General features: G+C 51.0%; 22 protein-coding genes. 18 read left to right on the top strand and 4 right to left on the bottom strand.

Translation table 11 applies throughout. The annotated features are described in order from the left end of the window. Positions 1-42: 42 nt before the first annotated feature. From ribF to DFR27_RS12745, 10 genes are all read left to right on the top strand, one after another. The gene (gene ribF, locus DFR27_RS11570; RefSeq protein ID WP_121877643.1) at positions 43-987 is read left to right on the top strand and encodes a bifunctional riboflavin kinase/FAD synthetase; all 945 of its coding nucleotides are present in this window, start codon (positions 43-45) and stop codon (positions 985-987) included. Continuing rightward, positions 984-3,776 carry an isoleucine--tRNA ligase gene (ileS, locus tag DFR27_RS11565; RefSeq protein ID WP_121877642.1) on the top strand — a complete coding sequence of 931 codons (2,793 nt, stop codon included), beginning with the start codon at positions 984-986 and terminating at the stop codon, positions 3,774-3,776. Before ribF ends, ileS begins: the two co-directional genes overlap by 4 nt. Continuing rightward, complete coding sequence (gene lspA / locus DFR27_RS11560) at positions 3,773-4,264, top strand: signal peptidase II (protein ID WP_121877641.1); 492 nt, start codon at positions 3,773-3,775, stop codon at positions 4,262-4,264. The genes ileS and lspA overlap by 4 nt, the downstream gene beginning before the upstream one ends. Continuing rightward, the gene (locus DFR27_RS11555; RefSeq protein WP_121877640.1) at positions 4,257-4,697 is read left to right on the top strand and encodes an FKBP-type peptidyl-prolyl cis-trans isomerase; all 441 of its coding nucleotides are present in this window, start codon (positions 4,257-4,259) and stop codon (positions 4,695-4,697) included. The genes lspA and DFR27_RS11555 overlap by 8 nt, the downstream gene beginning before the upstream one ends. A 2-nt stretch (positions 4,698-4,699) precedes the next feature. Beyond that, positions 4,700-5,653: a 4-hydroxy-3-methylbut-2-enyl diphosphate reductase gene (gene ispH / locus DFR27_RS11550; RefSeq protein ID WP_121877639.1), complete on the top strand. Its 954-nt coding sequence runs from the start codon at positions 4,700-4,702 to the stop codon at positions 5,651-5,653. Positions 5,654-5,737: 84 nt separating this feature from the next. Continuing rightward, entirely contained in the window at positions 5,738-6,109 is a 372-nt protein-coding gene (locus tag DFR27_RS11545) for a hypothetical protein (RefSeq protein ID WP_121877638.1), read from the top strand. Further along, a complete protein-coding gene (locus DFR27_RS11540) occupies positions 6,106-7,119 on the top strand; it encodes a PilW family protein (protein WP_121877637.1) in 1,014 nt (337 codons plus the stop codon). Before DFR27_RS11545 ends, DFR27_RS11540 begins: the two co-directional genes overlap by 4 nt. A gap of 11 nt (positions 7,120-7,130) precedes the next feature. Then, positions 7,131-7,952 carry a hypothetical protein gene (locus DFR27_RS11535; RefSeq protein ID WP_121877636.1) on the top strand — a complete coding sequence of 274 codons (822 nt, stop codon included), beginning with the start codon at positions 7,131-7,133 and terminating at the stop codon, positions 7,950-7,952. Continuing rightward, the gene (locus tag DFR27_RS11530) at positions 7,939-8,862 is read left to right on the top strand and encodes a hypothetical protein (protein WP_121877635.1); all 924 of its coding nucleotides are present in this window, start codon (positions 7,939-7,941) and stop codon (positions 8,860-8,862) included. The genes DFR27_RS11535 and DFR27_RS11530 overlap by 14 nt, the downstream gene beginning before the upstream one ends. After that, positions 8,834-9,190, top strand: coding sequence for a type IV pilin protein (locus DFR27_RS12745; RefSeq protein ID WP_121877634.1), 357 nt, complete (start codon positions 8,834-8,836; stop codon positions 9,188-9,190). The genes DFR27_RS11530 and DFR27_RS12745 overlap by 29 nt, the downstream gene beginning before the upstream one ends. Positions 9,191-9,494: 304 nt before the next feature. On the opposite strand, the gene DFR27_RS11520 is transcribed toward DFR27_RS12745, so the two are convergent. The 3 genes from DFR27_RS11520 to DFR27_RS11505 form a co-directional block, all read right to left on the bottom strand. Continuing rightward, the gene (locus DFR27_RS11520) at positions 9,495-9,965 is read right to left on the bottom strand and encodes a pilus assembly FimT family protein (protein WP_121877633.1); all 471 of its coding nucleotides are present in this window, start codon (positions 9,963-9,965) and stop codon (positions 9,495-9,497) included. A 305-nt stretch (positions 9,966-10,270) separates the two neighbouring features. After that, positions 10,271-11,614 (bottom strand): sigma-54-dependent transcriptional regulator, encoded by a 1,344-nt coding sequence (locus DFR27_RS11510; RefSeq protein ID WP_121877631.1) that lies wholly within the window; start codon positions 11,612-11,614, stop codon positions 10,271-10,273. Between the two features lie 13 nt (positions 11,615-11,627). Then, positions 11,628-13,196, bottom strand: a complete 1,569-nt coding sequence (locus DFR27_RS11505) for a sensor histidine kinase (protein ID WP_121877630.1) — start codon at positions 13,194-13,196, stop codon at positions 11,628-11,630. Positions 13,197-13,325: 129 nt separating this feature from the next. On the opposite strand from DFR27_RS11505, the gene DFR27_RS11500 reads away from it, so the two are divergent. Further along, positions 13,326-14,939 (top strand): NAD+ synthase, encoded by a 1,614-nt coding sequence (locus DFR27_RS11500; RefSeq protein ID WP_121877629.1) that lies wholly within the window; start codon positions 13,326-13,328, stop codon positions 14,937-14,939. Positions 14,940-15,122: 183 nt separating this feature from the next. Here the strand turns inward: DFR27_RS11500 and DFR27_RS11495 are convergent, their stop codons facing one another. Next, on the bottom strand, positions 15,123-16,025 hold the full coding sequence (locus tag DFR27_RS11495; protein ID WP_121877628.1) for an outer membrane protein assembly factor BamD: 903 nt from the start codon (positions 16,023-16,025) through the stop codon (positions 15,123-15,125). Positions 16,026-16,127: 102 nt separating this feature from the next. On the opposite strand from DFR27_RS11495, the gene rluD reads away from it, so the two are divergent. The 7 genes from rluD to pssA all read left to right on the top strand — a co-directional run bounded on the left by rluD (position 16,128) and on the right by pssA (position 25,408). Beyond that, on the top strand, positions 16,128-17,084 hold the full coding sequence (gene rluD, locus DFR27_RS11490; RefSeq protein ID WP_121877627.1) for a 23S rRNA pseudouridine(1911/1915/1917) synthase RluD: 957 nt from the start codon (positions 16,128-16,130) through the stop codon (positions 17,082-17,084). Continuing rightward, positions 17,081-17,881 (top strand): purine nucleoside phosphorylase YfiH/LACC1 family protein, encoded by an 801-nt coding sequence (locus DFR27_RS11485; RefSeq protein ID WP_147434541.1) that lies wholly within the window; start codon positions 17,081-17,083, stop codon positions 17,879-17,881. Before rluD ends, DFR27_RS11485 begins: the two co-directional genes overlap by 4 nt. A gap of 151 nt (positions 17,882-18,032) precedes the next feature. Then, entirely contained in the window at positions 18,033-20,627 is a 2,595-nt protein-coding gene (gene clpB, locus DFR27_RS11480; protein WP_121877625.1) for an ATP-dependent chaperone ClpB, read from the top strand. Positions 20,628-21,134: 507 nt separating this feature from the next. Next, positions 21,135-22,868 (top strand): acetolactate synthase 3 large subunit, encoded by a 1,734-nt coding sequence (locus DFR27_RS11475; protein WP_121877624.1) that lies wholly within the window; start codon positions 21,135-21,137, stop codon positions 22,866-22,868. Next, on the top strand, positions 22,868-23,359 hold the full coding sequence (ilvN, locus tag DFR27_RS11470) for an acetolactate synthase small subunit (protein ID WP_121877623.1): 492 nt from the start codon (positions 22,868-22,870) through the stop codon (positions 23,357-23,359). Before DFR27_RS11475 ends, ilvN begins: the two co-directional genes overlap by 1 nt. Positions 23,360-23,409: 50 nt before the next feature. Beyond that, positions 23,410-24,429: a ketol-acid reductoisomerase gene (gene ilvC / locus DFR27_RS11465; protein ID WP_121877622.1), complete on the top strand. Its 1,020-nt coding sequence runs from the start codon at positions 23,410-23,412 to the stop codon at positions 24,427-24,429. A 160-nt stretch (positions 24,430-24,589) separates the two neighbouring features. Then, a complete protein-coding gene (gene pssA / locus DFR27_RS11460; protein ID WP_121877621.1) occupies positions 24,590-25,408 on the top strand; it encodes a CDP-diacylglycerol--serine O-phosphatidyltransferase in 819 nt (272 codons plus the stop codon). The last annotated feature ends 279 nt before the right edge of the window (positions 25,409-25,687 follow it).

Raw genomic sequence — 25,687 nt, 5'->3', positions numbered from 1 at the left:
ATACTTCGACGATCATATTTTGATCAAAGAGAATCGCCTTACATGCAGCTGATACGGGGCTTGCACAACTTAGTTCAAATCAGCTCTGCATCAGTGGTGACCATTGGTGCATTCGACGGTTTACATCTAGGGCACCAAGCCATCCTTAATCGCGTCAAACAACTCGCTGAAGCCGCCAATGCGGTGCCTACCGTGGTGTTGTTTGAACCTCAGCCGAGTGAGTATTTTGCGCCGGATCAGGCGCCCGCTCGGCTCAGTCGTTTTCGCGATAAGGTTGAGTTGCTGATGTCCTATGGCATCCAGCGAATTGTCTGTCTGCGCTTTAATCAGCAAATTCAGAACATGACGCCGGTGGAGTTCGTGTCTAGGGTGCTGGTAGAGGGGCTGAAAACTCAGCACTTAATCGTGGGCGATGATTTTCGTTTCGGTGCCAACCGTGAGGGTGACTTCGCGCTGCTGCAACAGCTAGCACCTCAATCGGGCTTCATCGTTGAAGATACGCCTACCACGGAAGTGCATGGTGAGCGGGTCAGCTCCACGCGTATTCGCGAGCTACTGCTAAGCGGAGACTGCGCGCAAGCGAAGCAGCTCTTAAGCCGAGACTTTAGCATTCAAGGTCACGTGGGCAAGGGCAGGCAGTTAGGCAGAACCATTGGCGTGCCAACTGCGAACGTTGCACTGCGCCGGCGTCGCTCGCCCTTGCATGGGGTGTTCGCGGTTCGTGTGCTAGTGGCTGGTGAATGGCATCAAGGCGTGGCAAATATTGGCGTAAAACCTACCGTTGGTGCGGAGCCAATACCGTCGTTAGAGGCTCACCTTTTTAATTTTGATCAAGATATTTACGGGCAAGCCATAACGGTTGTCTTTTTGACTAAACTTCGCGATGAACAAGCGTTTTCATCGTTTGCAGAATTACAGCAACAAATCGCACGCGACCAACAGGCCGCTCGCGATTACTTTGTTAATGAGTTTAAGGTTATTGAATGAGTGATTACAAAAGTACATTAAACCTGCCAGAAACTGGTTTCCCTATGCGTGGAAATCTGGCACAGCGTGAGCCACAGATGCTCAAAGAATGGGACGAATCAGGATTGTATGAGCTCATTCGCGAGGCGCGTAAAGGTTGTGAGCAGTTCATTCTTCATGATGGACCACCGTACGCCAACGGTGATATCCACATTGGTCACTCCGTTAACAAGATTCTGAAAGACATTATCGTCAAATCAAAAACCATTTCTGGCTTTGATGCGCCCTATGTCCCGGGCTGGGATTGTCACGGCCTTCCCATTGAACACAACGTTGAAAAGAAGCTGGGCAAAGCGGGCGTCAAAGTTCCCTACGCTAAGTTTCGCGAAGCGTGTCGTACTTATGCAGCAAAACAGGTAGCCGGACAGAAGGCTGACTTTATTCGTCTGGGAGTTTTAGGTGAATGGAACAATCCCTATCTCACTATGGACTTTCAAACCGAAGCAGACATCATTCGTGCACTGGGCAAGATTGCCGAGAACGGTCACCTCGTTAAGGGCTTCAAACCCGTCTACTGGAGTGTTGTCGGCGGTTCAGCGTTGGCTGAAGCTGAGGTTGAGTATCAGGACAAGACTTCCTACGCCATTGATGTTGCCTACCGTGCGGTAGACCCAGCGGCAGTTTTTGAAGCCTTTGGCCAAGAAAATCTTGGTCAGGTAAGTGTGGTGATTTGGACCACAACGCCGTGGACATTACCGTCGTCCCAGGCGGTCAGCTTGAATGCTGAGCTTGAATACTGCTTGGTTGAGCACCAGGGTGAGTACTTTGTTTTTGCTGAAGCCCTAGTGGCAGACTCCTTCAAGCGCTATGAACTAGACGATTACAAAATCATTGCTCATGCGATGGGTGCCAAGTTTGAAAATCAACTTGTTAAACATCCCTTCTACGAGGACAAGCTCCCCGTTATTTTAGGTGACCATGTTACCGTTGATGCGGGTACGGGTGCTGTGCACACTGCGCCTGATCATGGCGTTGAAGATTTCGCGGTAGGTCGTAAGTACGGCATTGGCACTATCAACCGTGTAGATGATAACGGAATCTACCGTGACAGCACGCCGTTGTTTGCGGGCGAGCACGTTTACAAAGTGGATGAAAAAGTCATTGAACTACTGCGCGAGAACAAAGTGCTGCTTAAAGCAGAGAAGTTCCGTCACTCTTATCCACACTGCTGGCGTACCAAAACGCCGCTCATCTACCGCGCTACACCGCAATGGTTCGTGAGTATGACCCAAGAGGGTTTGTTGGAGTCTGCACTGGCGGCAGTAAAACAGGTTGAATGGTTGCCAGAATGGGGCGAAGCCCGTATCGAAACCATGCTGAATGGTTCACCAGACTGGTGTATCTCTCGTCAGCGTACCTGGGGTGTTCCCATCGCGCTCTTTATTCACAAGGAAACGGGTGACCTTCACCCCAACACCGCGGCCCTGATTGAGCAAGTGGCTCAGCGTGTTGAGGGCAAAGGTATTGAGGCATGGTTCGAGCTGGATGCCGAGGAATTACTGGGCGCTGACGCTCAGCACTACAACAAAGTCACCGATACCTTAGACGTTTGGTTTGACTCAGGCGTTACTCATTACTCGGTGGTGTCTCGTCGCGATAACCTGCGTTTCCCTGCGGACCTTTACCTCGAAGGCAGTGACCAGCATCGTGGTTGGTTCCAATCATCACTAAAGACCGCCATCGCGATGCACGGCGAAGCGCCCTACAAGCAGGTACTGACTCATGGCTTTACCGTAGACGCGCAAGGACGAAAGATGTCCAAGTCAATCGGTAACGTGATGTCACCGCAGAAAGTCGTTAACAACCTGGGTGCTGATATTCTTCGCCTTTGGGTGTCTGCGACGGACTTTAGTGCTGAGATGAGCGTGTCCGATGAAATTCTTAAGCGCACTGCAGAGTCCTACCGTCGTATTCGCAACACCCTGCGTTTCCTATTGTCCAACTTGGTGGGTTTCAATCCAGAAACTGATTTAGTCAGCGCGCAGGATATGGTGGCTATTGATCGCTGGGCGGTTGATCGCGCCGCGAAAGTGCAGGACGGAATCAAAGCCGATTATGAAACCTATAGTCTGCATTCCATCTACCAGAAACTGCAGCAATTCTGCATTGTCGATCTAGGTGGTTTTTACCTCGATATCATCAAGGACCGCCAGTACACCTGCGGTACGGATTCGCTGGCGCGTCGTTCTGCGCAAACGGCGATTTACCATATTGCCGAGGCCATGGTTCGTTGGTTAGCGCCAATTACCAGCTTCACCGCTCACGAAGCTTGGGCGTATCTCCCAGGTAAGCGCGAAGAGTCAGTCTTCATTGCTCACTGGTATGATCAGCTCGCTCGTCTAGAGGGAGAAGTGGCAATCACCGATGAAGATTGGCAGCGAGTGATGACAGTTAAAACCGCTGTGAACAAGGCCATTGAGAAGGCGCGTAACGAAGGTGTAATACGCGGCTCCTTGGATGCCGAACTAACGCTAGAAGCGGATCCCGAACTGGCCTCGCTACTCAACGTATTCGGTGATGAGCTGCGCTTTGTATTAATCACTTCCGGTGCCACGGTTGGCGAGCACGCCAATGCGTCAGCCACGGAGATTGACGGTTTGAAGGTAGCCGTTGTAAAGAGCGCACATGAGAAGTGCGAGCGCTGTTGGCACCATCGTGAAGATGTGGGTCAAATTGAATCACACCCAACCCTGTGCGGTCGTTGTGTAACGAACGTGGATGGTGATGGTGAGGAGCGTCAATTCGCATGATGTCTGTAGCACGTTGGTATGTGATTGCCCTAGTTATTCTTGTTATTGATCAAGTCACCAAGACCATTGCGGTTACGCAGCTGAATTATGCTGATCCTGTTGCCGTTATGCCGGGATTTAATTTCACGCTGTTGTATAACACTGGTGCGGCGTTCAGCTTTCTTGCTGAAGCCGGTGGCTGGCAGCGTTGGTTCTTTGTGATTCTCACTAGTATTATTTCGGTGGGCTTAGTGGTGTGGATTAAACGCATTGCCACCGAACAAAAGCTATTGTCGTTAGCCCTTGCTCTGATCCTAGGTGGTGCCTTGGGTAACTTATACGATCGAGTGATGTTTGGTTATGTGATTGACTTTATTCAGTGGTACTACCAGCAGTGGTATTGGCCGGCATTTAACATCGCCGATTCGGCAATCTGTATTGGTGGAGTGCTGCTACTCATAGACGCCTATCGTGACCACAAAAAGGCCAAGGAGACAGCCGATGTCTGAGGTTATTTCACCTACCAGCAAAGTGAGCTTGAAGTTTGCGCTAACCACTGCAGATGGCCGCGAAATAGATTCCACCTTTGATCGGGATGCGGTCAGCTTTGTCATGGGTGACGGCTCCTTATTGCCTGGCTTTGAGCAACACCTTGTTGGTCTTACGCCCGGATTCGAGGGCACCTTTTCCGTGCCGCCGGAAGATGCCTTCGGACAACCGAATGAGCTAAACTTCCAGCGCGTAGCACGCGATCTTTTCGCCCCGGATCAAGCCATTGAAGTGGGGCTGGTGATGAATTTCGCCAACGGCCCCGAGGGTGAAATTGCCGGTGTGATTCATGAAATTACGGACACCGAAGTGGTGGTTAACTTTAATCATCCCTTAGCTGGCGAAACGCTCAATTTCAAAGTTCTTATTGTTGGTGTGGAGTCAGCCGAGTGAGTATGAATGTTAGCTTAGCGAATCCCCGTGGTTTTTGTGCGGGCGTAGATAGAGCCATTGAAATTGTTAATCGTGCGCTCGATAGTTTTGGCGCGCCCATCTATGTTCGCCACGAGGTAGTCCATAACAAATATGTGGTAGATACGCTCAAGGAGCGCGGCGCAGTCTTTGTTCAGGAACTACACGAAGTCCCTGATGATACCATCGTGATCTTTAGCGCTCACGGCGTGTCGAAGGCCGTTGAACTTGAAGCAGAAAAGCGCGGCCTGAAAGTATTTGATGCCACTTGTCCGCTGGTCACCAAGGTCCATATGGAAGTCGTGAAGTACGCGAAAGCCGGCTTTGACTGCATTCTCATTGGCCACGAAGGGCACCCGGAAGTTGAAGGCACAATGGGCCGATTTGACACCGCCTTTGGCGGCAGAATTCATCTTGTTGAAGATGAAGCGGATGTGTCAGCACTGTCTGTGGATGATGATAGTAAGTTAGCCTATGTGACCCAGACTACCTTGTCCATGGATGATACGGCCATGGTGATTAATGCGCTAAGAGCAAAGTTCCCTAATATTCATGGGCCGCGTAAAGACGATATTTGTTACGCCACGCAGAATCGCCAAGATGCGGTGCGTGAACTTGCCGAAAATAATGATTTGGTCTTAGTGGTAGGCTCGGCAACCAGCTCGAACTCTAACCGTCTCCGTGAGCTTGCTGAGCGCGTAGGTGCTACGAGCTACCTAATTGACTCAGCGGAAGATATTGATAGTGCTTGGTTAGACGGCGTGACTTCCGTAGGTATCACCGCTGGCGCATCGGCGCCTGAGGTATTGGTTCAATCTGTACTCACTCGCCTCGAAGAGCTTGGTGCGGGCGTTGCCGCGGAGATTAGTGGTATTGAAGAGAATATTCGTTTTTCACTGCCCAAAGAATTGCGCTTGGTTGATATCACTCGGGACTAAAAGCTCTCATTAACCCCTAAAAGGCGAGTGCATAACTCGCCTTTTTTTCGTCATGCTAACGGTCAATCCATTGGAGGATTTACCATGTTAGCATCCGCCAAACGCTATGATGAACGAGGTGCTTCGCCTCGGCGGAGCGCCTATCTTGCTCAACGCGGTACCAGTTTAATCGAGGCACTATTATTAGTTCTGCTAACGGCGCTGGTGCTAGCCAGTCAGCAGCAACTTCTTGCCCACGCCAGTGCCACCTTTCAATTGGCCGAAGCAAGGCGTTTTGTCACCTCGGCGGAGCGCTACCTAATCAGGCCTCAGCACCGCCATTTAAATTGTGACGTATCCTCAGCATGCGACTGGCCCTGGCCACTCCCACGGTCACTTCAAACCACTGGGTTAAGCGCCAGCCCCGTGTGTTGGCAGTATGGCTTGGAGCAGGCCTGCTTGGAGCGGCGTCAATGAACATAATTGCTTCCCGCTCAAGTCCAGCGGCGGCTGGATTTTCGCTTGTATCACTCCTAGTTGGGACCCTGATATCGGCGTTAATTCTCACGGCACTGATTGATTTTGTACTGAGTCAAAATCGTTTTGCCTACAGCCTGTCCAAGCAGGCTGAGCAAAGTGCACGGCAACTCCAGTTGGCAGAGCAACTTATGAGTAGCGTTGAGCGAGCAATGAATCGCAGCTGCTTGGACTTTGCTATCCCCTCTCCGTTGTTAACGTTATCGGATGATAAATCGGTAGTTGGTCTGCTGGTGGCCGAACCGCAGGATCGGGCGTATTGGCAACTGGTTAGTGATCAAGTCAGGCTCTACTCATCGCGCAAACTAGCGCCTGGTGATTGGTTGGTCTCTCCCTATTGTGGCGGCGCCGAACTGGCTATTGCCGAGCCCCCGTTACCCAGTGTATCCAATGGGTTCTATCGCTATGACCTGGGAGCGTGCTCCGGGCAGCGGGAGAACTGTCTCTACCGGAATCAGCAAACGGTAGGAGAGCTAGTTTTTCTGCGTAAGCAACAGTGGCTGTTTACCGATGCAACAGGCCAACTAAGCCTGCGCGAACACCGCCATCCGTGGCGACAACTCAACGGCCCAAACCAGAGTTCGGCATTGTCCTCGGAGTTAGTGAGTACGGGCGGCGCAACTAGCACTATTGGCTTTTATGCCGGAGCGTGGGATTGGGCATGGTATGACGGGGATTGGTTACATTGGCGATACGATGACAACACCGTTTCGCCACAACTTATTGCGATGCAGTTGAAGAACGATCATGGTGGCTTGCAGCTTATGGTGGGAGCCCCCGCTCAGAGGCGCGTCTGGCCCCAATTAGCGACTGGGCAGTCAATGCAGCTTACTCAGCCAATACAGTCAATACAGTCAATAAAGCTTACACAGTCAACGCAGTCAATACAGCTTGCGCAGGCCACACGGCCTACGTTTAGCACGTTGCCGAGTGAAGTTCGCGGAGGGTGAGCACGGGGTCTATGAATAAACTTGATCGGAACGCCTTATATGACTTAGCCGCGCTCGAAGCTGAAAATCTCGCACTGAGCGCCGTCACTACATCTACTCGAGACAAAGGCACCGCTACTCGAAATGAAGGTACATCTACTCGAGACAAAGGCACTGCTACTCGAAATGAAGATACCTCTACTCGAGACGAAGGTTACGCTACTCGAAATGAAGATACCTCTATGAGAAGTGAAGAACGGGCGCCCACTGTATGTCGCCAACCGCGAGTCCCGATTACTTCTATTCGACAATATGGCTCTGCACTCTTAACGGGCTTAGTGCTTTTGATGCTGGCGACCTTAGCCGTCGTCACGGCTGTTTCCATGAGTAAGTTATCCACACAACATCAAGCGCTGCGGTCGCAACGTGATAGCTATCGGGCAGAGGCCGAAGAATTCTTTGATCTTGCGCAACAACGGGTATTCAATCAGGGCTTGGTAAGCTTTATCGGTGGAAGGTGCCACGGGGGGGAGTGCTTTCTGGGAGATTGGCTAGATCGTGAGAGCAACACAAGCTGTAAACGTCACCGCAATCAGTTCTTTCAACCCGAGGTGCCCTATCTTTCCGAGGAGGGGAGTTTCAATACCAATTGGATGACGCTAACAGCCCATAAGGATGGTTCACAGGTCTATACGGGTATTGAGTTTCTCTGCTTTCTAAATTTGGACGGAACCATGCGCCCCTATTTAAGAGCTAACTTCGTTGTAGCGCGTGCAGCGCAAGCTAATCATCAGGCGCAGCAGGAAAACGTCTTTATTATGCAGGAGGGGTGGTTGCTCTATGGTGTTTGGTAAGCTATTTCGCTCTGCCAAGTCCTTAATTTTGCTGCAACTTGCAGCGTATTGGCTAGGAGGCAGTGTTGACTTCATGGGGCCTGCCAATAGCCTAACGAGCTTAGAGAGCTTAGAGAGCTTAGAGAGCTTAGAGAGCTTAGAGAGCTTAGAGAGCTTAGAGAGCTTAGAGAGCTTAGAGAGCTTAGAGAGCTTAGAGAGCTTAGAGAGCTTAGAGAGCTTAGAGAGCTTAGAGAACTTTGAGAACTTTGAGAACTTTGAGAACTTTGAGAACTTTGAGAACTTTGAGAACTTTGAGAGTTTAGAGGGTTTTGAGAGTGTCCCAGCGTTCAATCCACAGCATGAATATGAAGGGCCTTTTCCTCCCGGTAGCTGTTGGCTCCAGCAAGGGCTTGAGCTAGAAAATAGTCCAAGTGATGATGAACTAAATAGTCATTACGGTGGCTGTGAACTCAACGGCGATCTGGGCATTTCGGGCAATTTTCTGAACTACCTCATTAGTGGCGCCTCTACAATGCTAGATGATCATCCAGATGGACCCAGCAAGCTTGATATTCCGTCTTCGGGGGCGCTAAACGGCACACCAGATGGGTTCAACCCTCGGCGAACTAGTGATACGCGCAATACTATCCAGCAGTGGCTGTGCAAATGGCTGCGTTCGCAGTGGGCGAAATCCGAGCTGCCGCTGATCGAAGAATGCCTCATTGAGTTTTTGGGTACTGATGGTGGCTCCAACAATCACGTAATTGTTGAAACAATTGAACTCCGTGGACAGGGATTCGATATGGCCTTGCCAATTGCCAGTCAAACTACTCAGGGTGGTGAAGCAATACGCTATGACCACGCAACACGAAGTATACAGATCATCTACCGGAGGGAACTGGATGAAAGTGAGGGGATTTTCGCTGATTGAACTGCTGGCGGTAATGGCGATTGTTGGTGTGCTGTCAGCCATTGCTCTGCCAAGGTATCAGCAGCACGTTGTGCGAGCTCAGGATGAACAGCGGCGCGCCCATTGGCAGATTATCCAACAGCAACTTAACCGGCGTGCCCTTGAAAAGGGAAGCTATGAATGGGTGGATAGTGTCACTGCCGCAGAGCTCGAAGCGGAATTTTCGGTTGAATTCGAAGCGCTCGCTACCGGTGGCTTCAGCCTCGTCGCCAGAGCTAAGGCGGAGGTCGTGACGGCGTGCCCGACTGTGCGCTTCACTCATCTAGCTAGTGTTGAGTGTGTTGTCTAACGGCTGATGGTTTTAGCTATTCGTTGTGGCTATTAATGTGTTTTGAGTTGTTGACGAAGTCTTAGCCTCGTAGTGTTTGAAATGCTGCCGCAATCTAAGTCTCGCTGTGTTAGGAGAGGCTGCCGCAATCTAGGTCTCGCTGTGTTACGAGAGGCTGCCGCAATCCAAGTCTTGCTGTGTTACGAGGAACTGCCGCAATCCAAGTCTTGCTGTGTTACGAGGAACTGCCGCACTCCAAGTCTTGCTGTGTTACGAGGAACTGCCGCACTCCAAGTCTTGCTGTGTTACGAGATGCTGCCGCACTCTAAGTCTCACAATGTTGCGGGGTACTGGCGAAGTTTAGCCCGCGATTGATGGTGACCTTGGCGCCATTTGAGCCGCTGCATAGCAACCAACTACCCCACGAGCGCATTAGTCCATCTCGGCCCACGCGCCATACTTGCCAGCGACCTTCCAATGAAACCTTAGTATCTCGAGGAAGGGTTTGCAGGATAGTGACAGTAGCTGGGCTGGTGGGTTGGCTAATATCGTGGTGGATTAGCCATTGGGTGGCATCGGCCTTGTTCTGAGTGCATTGATAATCACTTGTGGCGAGGCAAATAAAGACTGTTCTTCCCGAGGCAATCGCGAACTGTTGGGCGCCAAGGAAGGCCATCTGAAGCTGACTTAGCTCCGTGCTTAAATGCTGGCGTTGTAAGTAGTTAAGCCAGCTCATAAATGCGGTACTCGCCATGCTCAGAATAACGAGGTAGGCCAATAGTTCGATAAGTAGCACACCCCGTTCACTCACCCTCGTAGGCAAAGCAGGAGTGATTTTGCTCGGTTTGCGAACAGAGGCTTCACTCACCCTCGTAGGCAAAGCAGGAGTGATTTTGCTCGGTTTGCGAACAGAGGCTTCACTCATCCTCGTAGGCAAAGCAGGAGTGATTTTGCTTGGTCGGAGAGTAGGAACTGAACCCACCCTCGTAGGCACGGCTCGAATGGTTTTGCTTGATTGGCGAAAAGGAAATTGATTCATTCGGTGAGACTAGCAACAGAAGCGCTCTGTTGAGAGCCCCACAAAGGTTGAATTTTTAAGCGCTAGGGCGCGTCAATTTCGTCAACATTAATATTTAATCGGTCTAGACGGTAGCGGATGCTTCGAAAACTAATACCAAGGTTCTTAGCGGCCTCGGTTCTATTTCCCTGTGTTTTTTCTAAGGCACGGATTAGGACTTGTCGTTCCATCACTGCTAGGAACTCGTCAATGTTGTCCACGTCATCTACGCTATCAAGCATCTGGGTTGTGTTCGCGCTCAAGCCTAAATCGGCTGCCTCTATTTTGTCATCTTCACAGAGCGTAAAGGCGCGTTCCAGGATGTTCTCGAGTTCGCGAATATTGCCTGGGAAAGCGTAGTGCGAAAGTGTTTGTCGTGCACTTTCACTTAGGGCAGGCTGGCTGCACTCAGCGCGAGCAGCGAAACGTGCGAGGAAGTGATTGGTTAACATGGGTAAATCACTGGTCCGTTCCCGCAGGGGAGGAACGGGTAGTTCAATAACATTCAGACGGTAATAGAGGTCTTGTCGAAAACGGCCGGCTTCAACTTCGTCTACCAGATTCTTGTGGGTTGCACAGAGAATTCGGACATCAACCGCTTGCTCCACTTCGCCGCCAACGGCTCGAACGCCTCGTTCTTGGATGGCGCGAAGTAACTTCACTTGCATGGCCAACGGTAAGTCAGCTACTTCATCCAGAAAGAGCGTACCGCCGTTGGCTGAAAGGAATAAGCCGGCTTTGTCGGAATGAGCACCGGTGAAACTCCCCTTTTTGTGGCCGAAGAATTCACTCTCCATGAGCTCGGCGGGAATGGCCCCGCAGTTTACCGGCACGAAAGGTTGCGCGGCCCGGCTGCCTTCACTGTGTAAGGCTCGGGCAACCAGCTCTTTACCGCTGCCTGATTCGCCCGAAATGTAGACCGGCGCCATGCTATTACAGAGCTTAGCTATCTGCTTGCGAAGCTTTTGCACGGGAATAGATTCGCCAACGATCAGGCTCGCTTTGGGTGCAAGGTTGGTTTTCGAGATGTTGACGGCCCCTTCCACTAGCGATCTGAGTTTATCTAACGCAATGGGCTTTGAGACAAAATCGAAGGCACCAGCTTTAAGCGCCTCCACAGCTAACTCGGTGTTGCCGTAGGCGGTGAGCATGGCAACGGGAGGCTGATTTTTAAGGGTCTGAACGTGTCTTATGATATCTAAGCCATCGCCACCGGGCATTTTCATATCCGTGAGTACTAGATCGAATTCGTTCTCATTGAGCTTGGCATAGGCATCACTCACAGATCTAGCGGTAGACGTATTGGCGCCCATGCGAAGTAAGGCTATTTCAAGTAGTTCGCGAATGTCGGCTTCGTCATCAACAATTAAAATTCTGGCGTCTTTCATGGTGTTCCTATTATTAATCGTCGGCAGTCTTAGACCAACTTGACATGACAATACTGAAGCGAGAATGCCCTCGGTAATTGCTATACATGAGGTTTGCACGGTTAGCTTGGCATAGCTGGCGACTAATATACAAACCTAGGCCCGTGCCCTTATCGGACAATGTGAAGAATGGCTCAAAAATCTGTTTTTGCGTGGAGTCGTCAAGCGCCTCACCCTGATCGCAGATATCCAGTGACAGCGCGCCGGCAAGGATTCGATACTCAACGGAGATGGGGAGCTTGCCATAGCGCTTCGCGTTTTCGAATAAGTTCATAGTAATTTGGCGTAAGTGGTCGCGGTCAAACTCTACCGTGAATGCGGGTTCGTTGGCAGCAAAAATGATATCGCCACTCTGAAATTCGTGCATTTCTTGGAGTTCTTGAAGGACCGCTTCAAGGAAGGGCTTCAGGTCAATCCGCTCGCTGTTGACGCTATCGTGCTTTGAGAGTTCGAAGGTGTTACTCACAATACGGTTCACTCGGTGTTCCTGACGCTGAATGATGTCCAGGAAGTGACGTGAATCGTCGGTGAGCTCAGGCGCCTGAGAAAGCAATTCTCGTGCATAGCTAATAGCACTCAGAGGATTGCGAATCTCGTGCGCAATACTGGCGGTTAAATGGCCAAGTGAGGCCAACTTCATTTGCTCCACGCGATAGCGCAGACGCGCCTGATCTTCAATGAATATTAAACTCTCCTGCTGTTCTACCAGCTCAACGAAACTCAGCTTCACCACATGCGTATCATCAACGGCTATCTCTCGGGCGTAGTGATGAGGGTTTTCCTGCCATTGATGAAAACAGTCGGCAGCCTCTTTCAGCGCGCTAAGATTGCGAATATCTTCGTTTTCACAGGCCAGAAGTCGTTTCGCGGCGGGGTTAATTTGTTTCACATTAAGTAGGTGGTCAATCACAATCACCCCCGTATTCATTCGGCCGATGATACGATTGTTGATCGCCTGTAGTTCGATAATCAGCGAAGATTGCGCTTCTTCAGATTCCATTGTGGCGTAGAGGCGCTTGGCGAGCAGCGACACACTTCCCGCCATGAGAAAGAGACCGAATCCCCAAGCGGCTGCGGTGAACAGTGATTGTGCCTCGGAAGTACTGTTGGCAATGGATACGGCGGCAACTAGCAGGCTAATGGTTGCCACTGAGGCAATAAGGAACACCAACTGCCCCTGCAGTAATACTGCACCAACCACCACAATCACCAGGTAAAGCGGCAGCAAACTACTCCCCAAACCACCGGTGGCGTAAATGAACGCGAAGGTAAGACAGGTGTCAGTGAGCAGCCACCCAACAATTTCCTGACTATTTGGATCGAACGGGGGGCGAAAGATCACGCTCAGGCCAATCAGCCCAACGATACCTAGCGCATACACACTATACTTAAAGATATCACTCTCATAATCACCAACTAGCTGTTGGGTTAAGTCAGCCCAAAGCAATGTGATCAGCGCGATAGCGAGAAGCAGACGGTATATACTGTAGCTTCTTAGCGTTAAGTATCGCTGTTGCGACAGGGCGAATTTGGTAGCAGCCATAGCACTCTTTATGTCGTTACGGATAGATCAGTGTAAGTGACAATTGTGTAGGTATAAAGACACTTTGCCTTTCTGCCGGTAATTGTGAACAATAGCGCCCATTACGGGAACACCAAAGTAGGAACCAACATGAAATTAGCAATGGCACAGATTAACCCACATGTAGGGGCTATCGAAGGCAATACCTTAGTAATTCTACAAACCATTGCGGAGGCAAAAGCACAGGGCGCAGATTTAGTGATCTTCCCCGAGCTCACCCTCACAGGGTATCCGCCAGAGGATTTGTTGCTGCGTCCAAGTTTGAAGGCGCGTGTTGAACGCTCGCTTGACGAGATTGCCATGGCTACGGATGGTATTGCCGTTGTGGTGGGTTACCCGCGCCACGAAGAAGGCAAACTCTATAACGCCGCGGGCTTCTTTGACGGTGGCCAGTTGGTGGGCGAATACTTCAAGCAGAAATTGCCGAACTATCAAGTGTTCGATGAGCACCGCTATTTCACGCCCGGCAGTGAGTTGATGCTGGTTGATTTCCTAGGTGTTAATTTTGGTGTTTCAATTTGTGAAGATATCTGGCATCCGGGCCTCTGTGAGGATTATTCGCAGGGCGAGATTGATGTGTTGATCAATCTTAGTGCGTCGCCGTTCCATCAGAATAAGCAGTCCGAACGCATTGAGCTATTACAGCAGCGCGCCAGCGAGGCGAACGCGGCTATCGTCTATGTTAACCAAGTAGGCGGTCAAGATGAGTTGGTATTTGATGGTGGTTCTCTCTTGGTGGCAAAAGACGGTGAGATCCTGTCTGAGCTAATCCGCTACGAAGAGCAGCTAGCCTATGTGGATATCAATACCGATGACGGTGTTAAGATTCCAGCCACTGAGCGTGCCGCGGAATTGTCCTATTTGGATTCGGCCTACCAAGCGCTAGTGGTAGGGGTGCGAGACTATGTGAATAAGAATGGCTTCCCCAGCGTGGTGCTGGGCTTGTCCGGTGGTATCGACTCGGCTCTTACACTGGCGATTGCCGTAGACGCCTTAGGTGCTGAACGCGTTTCGGCAGTGATGATGCCGTTCCGTTATACCTCGGAGATGAGTATTCAGGATGCGGCGGAAGAGGCAACAACGCTGGGCGTGGATTACCAAGTTATCTCTATTGAGGGCATCTACGATTCCTTTATGAAGGAGCTGGCACCCCACTTTGAAGGCCGCGAGGTAGATACCACGGAGCAAAACCTTCAAGCTCGAGCGCGCGGTGTGCTCCTCATGGCCCTATCCAATAAAAATGGTTCATTGGTTCTGACTACGGGTAATAAGAGTGAAGTGGCGGTTGGTTACTCCACGCTCTATGGTGACATGGCCGGTGGCTTTGACGTCCTTAAGGATGTGCCAAAGACCTTGGTATTTGAACTATCGGCTTATCGCAACACTCTGTCACCAGTGATTCCGCAGCGTGTGATTGACCGGCCACCCTCGGCGGAACTGGCGCCCGATCAAAAAGATGAGGACAACTTGCCGTCTTACGACATCTTGGATCAGATTCTTTATCGATACATCGACTGTGACGAATCTCGGGATATGATCATTGCGGCGGGCTTTGATGCTGACGATGTTCATCGGGTGGTGCGTCTGGTTGACGTTAACGAGTACAAACGCCGCCAAGCACCAATCGGTGTGCGAATCTCTCAGCGTGGCTTCGGTCGTGACCGTCGTTACCCCATCACCAACGGATGGAAACCGGGAATCTAACTCAGAAGGGTTGTCACTAGGATGCAATTCACTTAATGCAGCCAAGATCAAAATATTGCGGCGCTGAGTGATCCCAGCTATTGGTAGCGTGTTGCCGGGCCCTTCATTCCACTAGGCCGCCCATCCGTCAATTTCCAGCGGCCAAAAAAAACGAGCGCTAGGCTCGTTTTTTTATCGGTTTGATTAGTTCGGCTGGGGAGTTGTTTCGTCCCAGTCGCGCTCAAACTCGCCGTCAATGCGGGTGTCGAAACCCGGTGGCTCTGGACGATCAGCAAGACCGAAGGTCAACTGGTTGATCCAAGAACGCTGGTTCGCACCACGATTTCTCGCCAACTGAAGTTGACCGTCGTCATCAAGCAGCGGATAGCTTGGGTAATTCAGCTTAAGTACTGCCAAGTTCTCATCGGCGAGATCATTCATATCTAGCAAGTGATAGGCCTGAATAATGGTCGCTAGCGCATCCGGAACCGCTGGAGTGCTTGGGAAGTTTTCGAGTACGAACTGACCACGACGCAATGCCGCAACATAAGCACCGCGAGTGAAATAGTAGTTAGCAACGTGAAGTTCATAGCGTGCCAGCACGTTACGAAGATAGATCATTCGCTGCGTAGCATCCCACGCATAGATGCTATCGGGATAGCGATCAGTCAGCTGCTTAAAGTAGTTAAAACTCTCACGTGCCGCGCCCGGATCACGCTGGGTGATATCCGTAGGCATAAAGCGCTCAATAACACTCTGGCTCTGGGTGAACGCCGCCAAACCGCGCATGTAATAGGCGTAGTCTACCTTTTCATGCAAGGGGTGAAGACGAATGAAACGATCCGCGGCACTAATGGCAGCATCTGGCTCGTTACTTTGGTAATATGCGTACACTAATTCGAGCTGTGCTTGTTCTGCGAAACTACCGAACGGGTACTCAGATTCAATACGGTGGAGCTTAGAAATTGCGGCATCCCATTGTGATGAGCGCAAACTACCTTGAATAGACGTGTACAACTGTTGTTCGGAAGTTTCTTGTTCTTCTGTACTCGAGCAGGCCGACAACAACACAATTAGTGAAAGGCCAGCAATTCTGAACAGGCTCATTACAATTTAACTCCCAACGAAAAAAAACGGATATCTTTATATTTAATAGGCCAGTATTTAACCATAAGCACCTACTGGCAGAAACCTTTTTGGAAAAAACTTATGTTAGAGACGATAAGCGCATCAAAAGTAGTTCCCAGCGACCTTAGCGGTAAACGTTTCGACCACGTTGCGGCGGCTTTGTTCCCCGATTATTCACGCGCCCGACTACAAACGTGGATTAAAAGTGGCGATTTAGTGGTGGACGGTCATCCGCTGAAGGCAAAAGAGAAGGTCTATGTAGAAAGCATAGTGAGCCTAGAGGTTCAGTTAGAACCGGATTCAGACCATCAGCCTGAAGACATTCCGTTGGAAGTGGTGTACGAAGATGACCACCTGTTAGTCATCAACAAAGCCGCCGGCATTGTGGTTCACCCGGCCGCTGGCAATCGTAACGGCACCTTGCTGAACGCTATTCTTCACCATGCTCCTGATTGTGCTGCGCTGCCGCGTGCTGGCATTGTGCATCGCTTAGATAAAGACACCACCGGCCTCATGGTGGTGGCGAAATCACTTACCGCTCATGCTGATCTCGTGGCGCAATTACATGAGCGAACGGTTGGTCGTGAGTACGAGGCGATTACAATGGGTACCATGACCGGAGGTGGGGTGGTTGAATCGCAAATTGGTAGGCACCCCAAAGCACGCCAGAAGATGGCGGTGGTCAAGAGTGGCGGCAAAGAAGCCATCACTCACTATCGTGTGCTCAAACGCTTCGGACACCACACTCATGTGCGGGTAAAACTGGAGACTGGCCGAACACACCAAATTCGCGTTCACATGTCGCACCTCCGTTTTCCGCTGGTGGGCGATACCACCTATGCCGGCCGACAAAAAGTACCAGCGGGCGCTTCCGAGTTACTGCTCGATACGCTGCGCAACTTCCCGCGCCAAGCACTTCACGCCAAGGCGTTGGAGCTAATTCATCCGGAAACCGGTGATCAAATGGAGTGGGAAGTGCCGTTACCAGATGACATGGCTCACCTGCTGGCAATCATTAAGGCGGAAGACTCGCTTTGAGATGGGTCCCGTTGGCAACCGCCTCGCCACTGCTGATTGGTGTGAGTGAGGCGGCTGACGGCAATATGGCGCTGCATACGGGCGATGAACCGCAGCGCGTTGTGGCTAATCGTGCAAAGATTGCCAACGGTTGGCGCACCGCCATTCACTGGATGAACCAGGTTCACTCCACGGCGCTGGCTGAAGTCACGGCTGACGGTCGCTATCTGCCGCTGCAAGCCTCAACGTCAGACCCAACGTCAATTCCAACGCCAACTCTCGCGTCAACGTCAGCGCCAATTCCAACGTCAATTTCAACGCCGCCAACCGTGGATGGGCTGTTTGCCCGCGCCAGCGCTACAACATTAGCCCAGCGACCTACCTTAGCGGTGCTCACCGCGGATTGTCTGCCGGTTATACTCTACAGCCAGTGCGGCACTCAGTATGCTGCGGTACATGCTGGGTGGCGTGGACTATTGAATGGTATTTTGCTCAATGCCGTGAAATGCTTCAGCGCCAACGCGCTTCATGCGTATATCGGCCCGGCGATTTCACAGCCGCAGTATCAAGTCCCGCTAAGCTTTCGTCAGGAGTTTGAAAGTAAATGGAAGCAGGATCTCAGCGCGTATTTTCAAGCGGATGGCACTGAGCATCTGCGCGCGGATTTAGCGGGCTTAGCCCAGCACCAACTGCAAACCGCAGGCGTGGATGTGCAACAAAGCCAGCTCTGTACTGCCGCGGACCCTTGTTTTTTCAGTTATCGGCACCATAAAACTATTAATAGGCTAGCCACCCTTGTTGGTCCCCCGGCAGCTTAATCTCCCAAACCAAGGCGGTTTCGTTAGCAGAAACTCATTTAATGTGGCTTTTTTGCCACAATAAACAAAATAATTGTCCTTTATGCCTTGAAAAATAAATTATCGACCTCATCTATCCTTTAACAAGCAAATATTTTTAAGGATGGAAACCATGCGCCCAGATAAATTTACTCGCAATACCCAAGCTATTATTGCTGATGCGCAATCGTTGGCGGCTGGCCGAAATCATGCCGCCATTGATACCAGCCACCTGTTAGTAGCGCTATTGGATCAACAGGATAAAACCGCGGCGAAGTTACTCGCCTCGGCCAATGCCGATACCATTGCTTTGCGTAAAGACGCCCTAGCCTTGGTGGATAAGCAGGCAACCTTAACGAACAGCACGGGCGACATCAGCCTGTCGCAAAATTTGAGTCGCGCGTTCAATCTTGTGGACCGTCGTATGCAGGCCATGGGCGATGAGTTTGTCGCCGTCGAAACGCTGCTACTCGCGCTGTTCGATGGTAACGATGACGTTGCCAAACTACTCAAGAAATCAGTCAAATTGCCGCAACTCGAAGCAGTTGTTCAGCAGGTACGTGGAGGAGAGCGCGTAATGGACGAAAACGCAGAAGATCAGCGCCAAGCGCTGGATAAGTACACGGTAGATCTCACCGAACTTGCTGAAAACGGCAAATTAGATCCCGTGATTGGCCGAGACGACGAGATTCGTCGGACTATTCAGGTGCTTCAGCGCCGAACTAAAAACAACCCAGTGCTTATTGGTGAACCGGGTGTGGGTAAAACCGCCATTGCCGAGGGGCTCGCGCAACGCATTGTTAATGGCGAAGTCCCAGAGGGCGTGAAGGGCAAACGTTTGCTGTCGCTGGACCTCGCGGCGCTGCTGGCGGGTGCGAAATTTCGTGGTGACTTCGAGGAACGTCTAAAAGCCGTCCTCACGGACCTAAAAAAGCAAGAGGGTCAGGTCATCCTATTTATTGACGAGCTGCATACCATGGTTGGGGCTGGTAAGGCCGAAGGGGCCATGGACGCCGGTAATATGTTGAAGCCTGCCCTAGCGCGTGGTGAGCTTCACTGTGTGGGGGCCACCACGCTGAATGAGTACCGTCAGTTCGTGGAGAAAGATGCCGCATTGGAGCGTCGGTTCCAAAAAGTGCTGGTGGATGAGCCTAGCGAGGCTGACACCATTGCCATTCTTCGGGGCTTGAAGGAGCGTTACGAAGTTCACCACGGTGTCGACATTCGTGACAGCGCCATCATTGCGGCCACCAAGTTGAGTCAGCGTTATATTACTGACCGACAGTTACCGGACAAAGCCATCGATCTCATTGACGAAGCGGCCAGTCGTATTCGCATGGAGATTGATTCCAAGCCTGAGTCCATGGATAAGTTGGATCGCCGTTTAATTCAGCTGAAGATTGAGCGCGAAGCGATCAAGAAGGAAGACGATAAAGCGTCTCAGCAGCGCTTGGCTGATCTCGATGCCAATATCAAAGCGTTGGAAGCCGAATACGCTGACCTTAATGATGTCTGGGTTGCTGAAAAGACGACTTTGCAGGGCGCTCAGCAGGTGAAAACAGAGCTTGAGAAGGCGCGTTTGGATCTTGAGGCAGCGGGTAGAGCGGCTGACTTGGCTAAAATGAGTGAACTACAGTACGGGGTGATTCCCGCCTTGGAAGCGCGTTTGAAAGAAGCTACTGAACGTGAAGAACAGGGGGTAGAGAACACCCTGCTCCGCAACAAGGTGACGGAGGAAGAAGTGGCCGACGTGGTCTCGCGCTGGACCGGTATTCCAATTAGCAAAATGATGGAGGGCGAGCGCGACAAACTACTGGCTATGGAGGGTATCTTGCATCAGCGTGTGGTGGGTCAGGAGCAGGCCGTGGTGGCGGTATCGAATGCTATTCGCCGCTCCCGTGCGGGGCTTTCGGATCCAAATCGTCCAAACGGCTCGTTCCTATTTTTAGGGCCAACGGGTGTGGGTAAAACCGAGCTGTGTAAAACGCTCGCGGAGTTCCTCTTCGATTCCCCAGATGCCATGGTTCGTATTGATATGTCGGAGTTCATGGAGAAGCATTCGGTGGCCCGCTTACTGGGTGCGCCGCCGGGATATGTAGGCTATGAAGAAGGAGGCTACCTAACGGAAGCGGTGCGTCGTAAGCCCTACTCAGTCATATTGCTGGACGAGGTGGAGAAAGCGCACCCCGATGTCTTCAATATCCTGTTACAGGTATTAGATGACGGGCGCCTAACCGATGGGCAGGGTAGAACCGTTGATTTCTCCAACACCGTGGTGGTGATGACATCAAACCTAGGTTCAGACCTAATTCAAGCGAAGCGCGACGAAGGCTACGAGGCCATTAAGGAAGCGGTAATGGGGGTGGTATCAACACACTTCCGTCCAGAGTTCCTGAATCGTATTGATGAGACGGTGGTATTTGGTTCGCTTGCGAAGGATCAGATTGCTGGCATTGCCGATATTCAGTTAGGTCACCTGCGTAAGCGTCTGGCCGAACGTGAGTTGAACATTGAATTAAGCGCTGCCGCAATGAGTAAGATAGTGGATGCGGGCTATGACCCAGTCTATGGAGCTCGGCCACTAAAACGAGCGGTTCAACAATTGGTTGAGAATCAGTTAGCAGAACGCATCCTTCGAGGAGACTTTCTGCCAGGTGATGTGATTTACACCACGGTTGAGAACGATCAGTTAGTGTTTAGTAATAAAGCTGTAGCATTAGCACATTAAACTTATCCCCAACGATACTCCCCAAGTGCCCGGCCTAGTTAACACTAGCGCCGGGATTTTTTTCTGCGCAGCACGCGCGTATCTGTATGGAACGCTGCGCACACCACACTCCACACATCATCAAAACAAGCATAAAACTCGCCGTCCACGGTAATTGAGGTAGCGGTATAAGCGTAGGTTATGCAGCTAATTCTAAATCACCATGAAAAAAGCTCATTTTTCGTACGGTCTTTCATTGACATTGAACGCTCCTCGACGACAATGAGCACAAGGGATTCGTTTTGCCCTGAACACGAAAGTGTCCAGGGATAGTTAGCTTTACCATGAGCTCACTAGCGGTCCAACAGGTGCATTTACTTTTGCATCTGCTGAAAGGCCTCTTGTGTACCACGCAGGGTCGGAAGGAAATCTGCTATCAGTCTTGAGTTCAGCTCAAGCACGTCGAATTTTTATCCGCTGCGTTCCACAGGCGCCAAAATTTATGCTGCATTCCTAAGGGGAAACAACGTGGAAATGCTTAACGGCGGAGACATGCTAGTTAAATCGCTACAGAATGAGGGTGTTGAAGTGATCTTCGGCTACCCAGGCGGTTCAGCGCTACATATTTACGATGCCATTTTCAGACAAGACAAAATTGAACACGTTCTCGTTCGTCATGAGCAGGCTGCTACGCATGCCGCGGATGGGTTCGCACGGACAACCGGTAAGCCCGGTGTAGTGCTGGTGACCTCAGGTCCGGGTGCCACCAATGCCATTACCGGTATTGCCACCGCCTATATGGACTCTATTCCAATGGTGGTGATTTCTGGTCAGGTGCAGAGCCATCTGATTGGTGATGATGCGTTCCAGGAAACCGATATGGTAGGGGTATCGCGCCCTATCGTGAAGCACAGCTTCCTAGTGACGAAGACCGAAGATATTCCCGAGACCATCAAAAAGGCATTCTATATTGCCAGCAGTGGAAGACCGGGGCCGGTAGTAGTCGATATTCCCAAGGATATGTGTCACCCAGACAAGACCTATCCCTTCGAGTACCCTGCTGAAGTGAAGATGCGCTCCTATAACCCTATTCAGAAGGGGCATTTAGGGCAGATCCGCAAAGCAGTGAAATTATTAAAGGCGGCAAAGCGCCCGGTAATCTATTCCGGTGGCGGTGTGGTGCTGGGCGAAGCGTCAGCCGAACTTACCGAACTCGCCAGACTCTGTGGCGCGCCAGTCACCAATACCCTCATGGGTTTGGGTGCGTTCCCGGGTAACGACGAGCAGTTTATTGGCATGTTGGGTATGCACGGCACCGTTGAGGCCAATAACGCCATGCACCATGCGGATTTGATTTTCGCGGTGGGTGCTCGTTTCGATGATCGCGTTACCAATACCCCGGATAAATTCTGTCCGTTCGCCAAGATTGTTCACATTGATATTGACCCTGCGTCGATTTCCAAGACGGTTACCGCTGACGTACCAATTGTAGGGCCGGTTAAATCGGTGCTCACCGATGCCATTGATATCTATCAGAATACCGAGCTCGAGCAGGTTGATTTAACTGACTGGTGGGCGCGCATCGAGAAGTGGCGCTCGCAGTACAGTATCTACCGTCAGCCGAATTATGATCAGCAAGCCGATGGGCCTATTAAGCCTCAGGAAGTGATCAAAGCGTTGTACAAGGCCACTAACGGTGATGCCATTGTGACCTCGGACGTTGGTCAGCACCAAATGTTCGCCGCGCAATACTACCAGTTCAAAGAGCCTCGCCAGTGGGTTAACTCAGGCGGCCTAGGCACAATGGGTTTTGGTTTGCCGGCAGGGATGGGTGCAAAGTTGGCGCATCCAGAGCGCGATATTGCCGTGGTGACGGGCGAAGGCTCAATTCAGATGAATATTCAGGAGTTGGCAACCTGTACGCACTACAACTTGCCAGTAAAGATTATTAATCTGAATAACTCGGCCTTGGGTATGGTTAGGCAGTGGCAGGATATGCAATACGCAGGGCGATACTCGGCCAGTACCTATGCGGATTCACTCCCAGACTTCATCGCGCTGGCGAGAGCGTATGGTCACGATGGCATTCGCGTTGAGAAGCTAGAAGACTTGGCGCCAGCCTTAGAGTGGGCGTTTAGCCAGAAAGATAAGTTGATCTTCGTTGATGTGGTGGTGGATCAAAGCGAGCACGTTTACCCCATGCAGATCATGCCAAATGGCTCAATGCAAGACATGTGGATTAGCAAAACGGAGCGTACCTAATGAAACGAATAGTCTCGATTCTAATGGAAAACGCCCCGGGCGCCTTATCGCGCGTTGTGGGCTTATTCTCTCAGCGTGGTTATAACATTGAAACGCTAACGGTAGCGCCAACGGATGACGCAACGCTGTCGCGCTTAACCCTTACTACCGTTGGTGACGACGACCACATGGAACGCATCATCAAGAACTTAAACAAACTCATCGATGTGGTGAAGCTGGTGGATCTCACCGAGAGCCCGCACATTGAGCGCGAGTTAATGTTAATTAAGGTTCGTGCGGTGGGTGAGGCCAGAGCAGAAGTGATGCGTAACGCCGATATCTTCCGTGGTGACATTGTGGATGTCACGCCAACGGCATACACCATTCAGTTGGCGGGTAAGCAGGAAAAGCTTGATGCCTTTATTGCGGCAGTGGGCGACACACAAATTCTCGAAGTGGTGAGAACCGGTATTTCCGGCATTTCTCGCGGCGAAAAGATTCTTAGTATTTAAATTTTACTCAAATTAAAGCATTCGAACTTTACGAATTAAGGAACAACACCATGCACGTTTCATATGATAAAGACTGTAACATTGACATCATCAAGGGCAAGCAAGTAGCCATTGTTGGCTACGGCTCACAGGGACACGCCCACGCACTTAACCTTCGCGACTCTGGCGTAGAAGGCGTTACCGTTGCCCTGCGCAAGGGTTCAGCTAGCTGGAAAAAAGCGGAAGGCGAAGGCCTTAAGGTTGCCGAGATTGCTGACGCTGTGGCGAATGCTGACCTTGTGATGATCCTAGCACCGGACGAGTACCAGGCGGGTATCTATGAGAAAGACATCGCGCCAAACCTAAAGCAGGGCGCAACGCTAGCGTTTGCACACGGTTTTAACATCCACTTCCAGTTGATTGAGCCGCGTGCCGACGTTGACGTGATCATGATCGCCCCGAAAGGCCCAGGTCACACTGTACGTTCAACCTACACGGAAGGTGGCGGTGTACCAACACTTATCGCGATCTACCAAGATGCCTCAGGTAAGGCGAAGGATACGGCGCTGTCGTATGCCTGTGCTAACGGTGGCGGTCGTTCAGGTATCATTGAAACCAATTTCCGTGAAGAGACTGAAACGGATCTATTCGGTGAGCAAGCGGTACTATGTGGCGGCGCCTCAGCATTGGTGCAGGCTGGCTTTGAAGTTCTGACTGAAGCGGGTTATGCGCCGGAGATGGCATACTTCGAGTGTTTGCATGAATTGAAGTTGATTGTTGATTTGATGTACCAGGGCGGCATCGCCGACATGCGTTACTCAATCTCTAACACAGCTGAGTACGGTGACTATGTAACCGGTCCACGTATCATCACGGCCGAAACCAAGGCGGAAATGAAGCGCGTACTGGATGACATCCAGCGCGGTAAGTTCGCGAAGGACTTCATGTTGGAGTCGCAGGCTGGTCAGCCGCGCCTGAAGGCAGAGCGTCGTTTAGGTGAAGAGCATCCAATCGAAGAAGTGGGCGCGAAGCTTCGTGCCATGATGCCTTGGATTGCCAAGAGCAAGATCATTGATAAAACTCGTAACTAATAGTGCTGTGATGGTGTTGCCGGTTAGTTCAATACGGCCGGTGACTCACGGTAATTTACGAGGTAAAACAGCTCAGCAAATCATGAGCTGATAAAAAAACGCGGCAAATTAGCCGCGTTTTTTGTATGCTTACGACACTCGACGTTATATAGAGAGTTATATGAGTAACGAAACTAACAAAACAAACGGTCCGGAAAAGGATACCTTTGAGCAGACTATTGAAGCCGCCGAAGGCATCTTTCCCGTGGATGAGCACGAAGAAGAGGTGCTTGAAGATGGGAAGCCGGTACGTCGCAGAGGCGTTTACCTACTGCCTAATGCACTAACTACTGCAGCGGTCTTCTGTGGCTACTACGCGGTGATCTCGGGAATGAATGCCCAGTTCGAAACCGCAGCCATTGCCATTTTCTTTGCCATGATTTTTGATGGTCTGGATGGCAGGGTGGCACGCCTGACTAACACCACTAGTGAGTTTGGTGTTCAGTATGACAGTTTGTCGGACATGTGCTCCTTTGGTATTGCCCCGGCGTTAGTCTCCTATAGTTGGGCTACCCATAGCTTGGGTAAGGTCGGTCTAGCCGCTACCTTCATCTATGTGGCCTGTGCGGCCATTCGTTTGGCGCGTTTCAATACCATGGTGGGTGTTGAAGATAAGAATTACTTCACCGGCTTGCCAAGTCCGGCCGCCGCCGCCTTAGTAGCGGGTATGGTTTGGTTCGGCTATGACGTAGAAACCAGTTTTGGGGTACAAGTGGCTGCCGCAGTGGTTACTGCCTTTGCCGGTTTGGCCATGATTACTAATCTCAAGTACAACTCCTTCAAAGGTTTAGACCTAAAGGGACGAGTGCCTATCCGCAAGATTGTATTGTTAGTGGTGATCTTTGTGGTGGTGGCGATGAACCCGCCATTAGCACTGTTAGTTATTTTCGCGGCTTACGCGCTGTCTGGGCCAGTAACGAGGTTGTTAAAGCGCAACTAGCTTGGACCTTAGCGCTACGAAGCCTTTGTTCAGGCGCTAGTGGAGTACTTTAGGAGCTAATTTAGAAGGCGATGATATTTCATCGCCTTTTTTGCGTTTTATGGTTGAAAAATAGTCAGTAAATAACAGCTTTGTAAGTGGTTGTAACTAATTTACAAAAAACGTTTGACGGCACCAAAGAAGATCCCTATTATCCGCCACCTTGCTTGACGGGGGTGACCCGTCGCTAGTCAGAAGTCTTGGCTAAGAGCTGCAGTATCGCGTGTAATTTCACTTAGG

It is taken from the genome of Umboniibacter marinipuniceus (genome assembly GCF_003688415.1).
GTDB lineage: Bacteria > Pseudomonadota > Gammaproteobacteria > Pseudomonadales > DSM-25080 > Umboniibacter > Umboniibacter marinipuniceus.
This window is presented reverse-complemented; position numbering and strand designations above follow the sequence as displayed.

Coding starts and splice junctions, on each gene's coding strand:
- ileS (WP_121877642.1), top strand. CDS start 984: ATGAGTGATTACAAAAGTACATTAAACCTGCCAGAAACTGGTTTCCCT.
- DFR27_RS11510 (WP_121877631.1), bottom strand. CDS start 11,614: ATGAAAGACGCCAGAATTTTAATTGTTGATGACGAAGCCGACATTCGC.
- DFR27_RS12745 (WP_121877634.1), top strand. CDS start 8,834: ATGAAAGTGAGGGGATTTTCGCTGATTGAACTGCTGGCGGTAATGGCG.
- DFR27_RS11540 (WP_121877637.1), top strand. CDS start 6,106: ATGAACATAATTGCTTCCCGCTCAAGTCCAGCGGCGGCTGGATTTTCG.
- rluD (WP_121877627.1), top strand. CDS start 16,128: ATGTTAGAGACGATAAGCGCATCAAAAGTAGTTCCCAGCGACCTTAGC.
- DFR27_RS11530 (WP_121877635.1), top strand. CDS start 7,939: ATGGTGTTTGGTAAGCTATTTCGCTCTGCCAAGTCCTTAATTTTGCTG.
- ilvC (WP_121877622.1), top strand. CDS start 23,410: ATGCACGTTTCATATGATAAAGACTGTAACATTGACATCATCAAGGGC.
- DFR27_RS11555 (WP_121877640.1), top strand. CDS start 4,257: ATGTCTGAGGTTATTTCACCTACCAGCAAAGTGAGCTTGAAGTTTGCG.
- lspA (WP_121877641.1), top strand. CDS start 3,773: ATGATGTCTGTAGCACGTTGGTATGTGATTGCCCTAGTTATTCTTGTT.
- DFR27_RS11495 (WP_121877628.1), bottom strand. CDS start 16,025: ATGAGCCTGTTCAGAATTGCTGGCCTTTCACTAATTGTGTTGTTGTCG.
- DFR27_RS11535 (WP_121877636.1), top strand. CDS start 7,131: ATGAATAAACTTGATCGGAACGCCTTATATGACTTAGCCGCGCTCGAA.
- pssA (WP_121877621.1), top strand. CDS start 24,590: ATGAGTAACGAAACTAACAAAACAAACGGTCCGGAAAAGGATACCTTT.
- ilvN (WP_121877623.1), top strand. CDS start 22,868: ATGAAACGAATAGTCTCGATTCTAATGGAAAACGCCCCGGGCGCCTTA.
- ribF (WP_121877643.1), top strand. CDS start 43: ATGCAGCTGATACGGGGCTTGCACAACTTAGTTCAAATCAGCTCTGCA.
- clpB (WP_121877625.1), top strand. CDS start 18,033: ATGCGCCCAGATAAATTTACTCGCAATACCCAAGCTATTATTGCTGAT.
- DFR27_RS11505 (WP_121877630.1), bottom strand. CDS start 13,196: ATGGCTGCTACCAAATTCGCCCTGTCGCAACAGCGATACTTAACGCTA.
- DFR27_RS11545 (WP_121877638.1), top strand. CDS start 5,738: ATGTTAGCATCCGCCAAACGCTATGATGAACGAGGTGCTTCGCCTCGG.
- DFR27_RS11500 (WP_121877629.1), top strand. CDS start 13,326: ATGAAATTAGCAATGGCACAGATTAACCCACATGTAGGGGCTATCGAA.
- ispH (WP_121877639.1), top strand. CDS start 4,700: ATGAATGTTAGCTTAGCGAATCCCCGTGGTTTTTGTGCGGGCGTAGAT.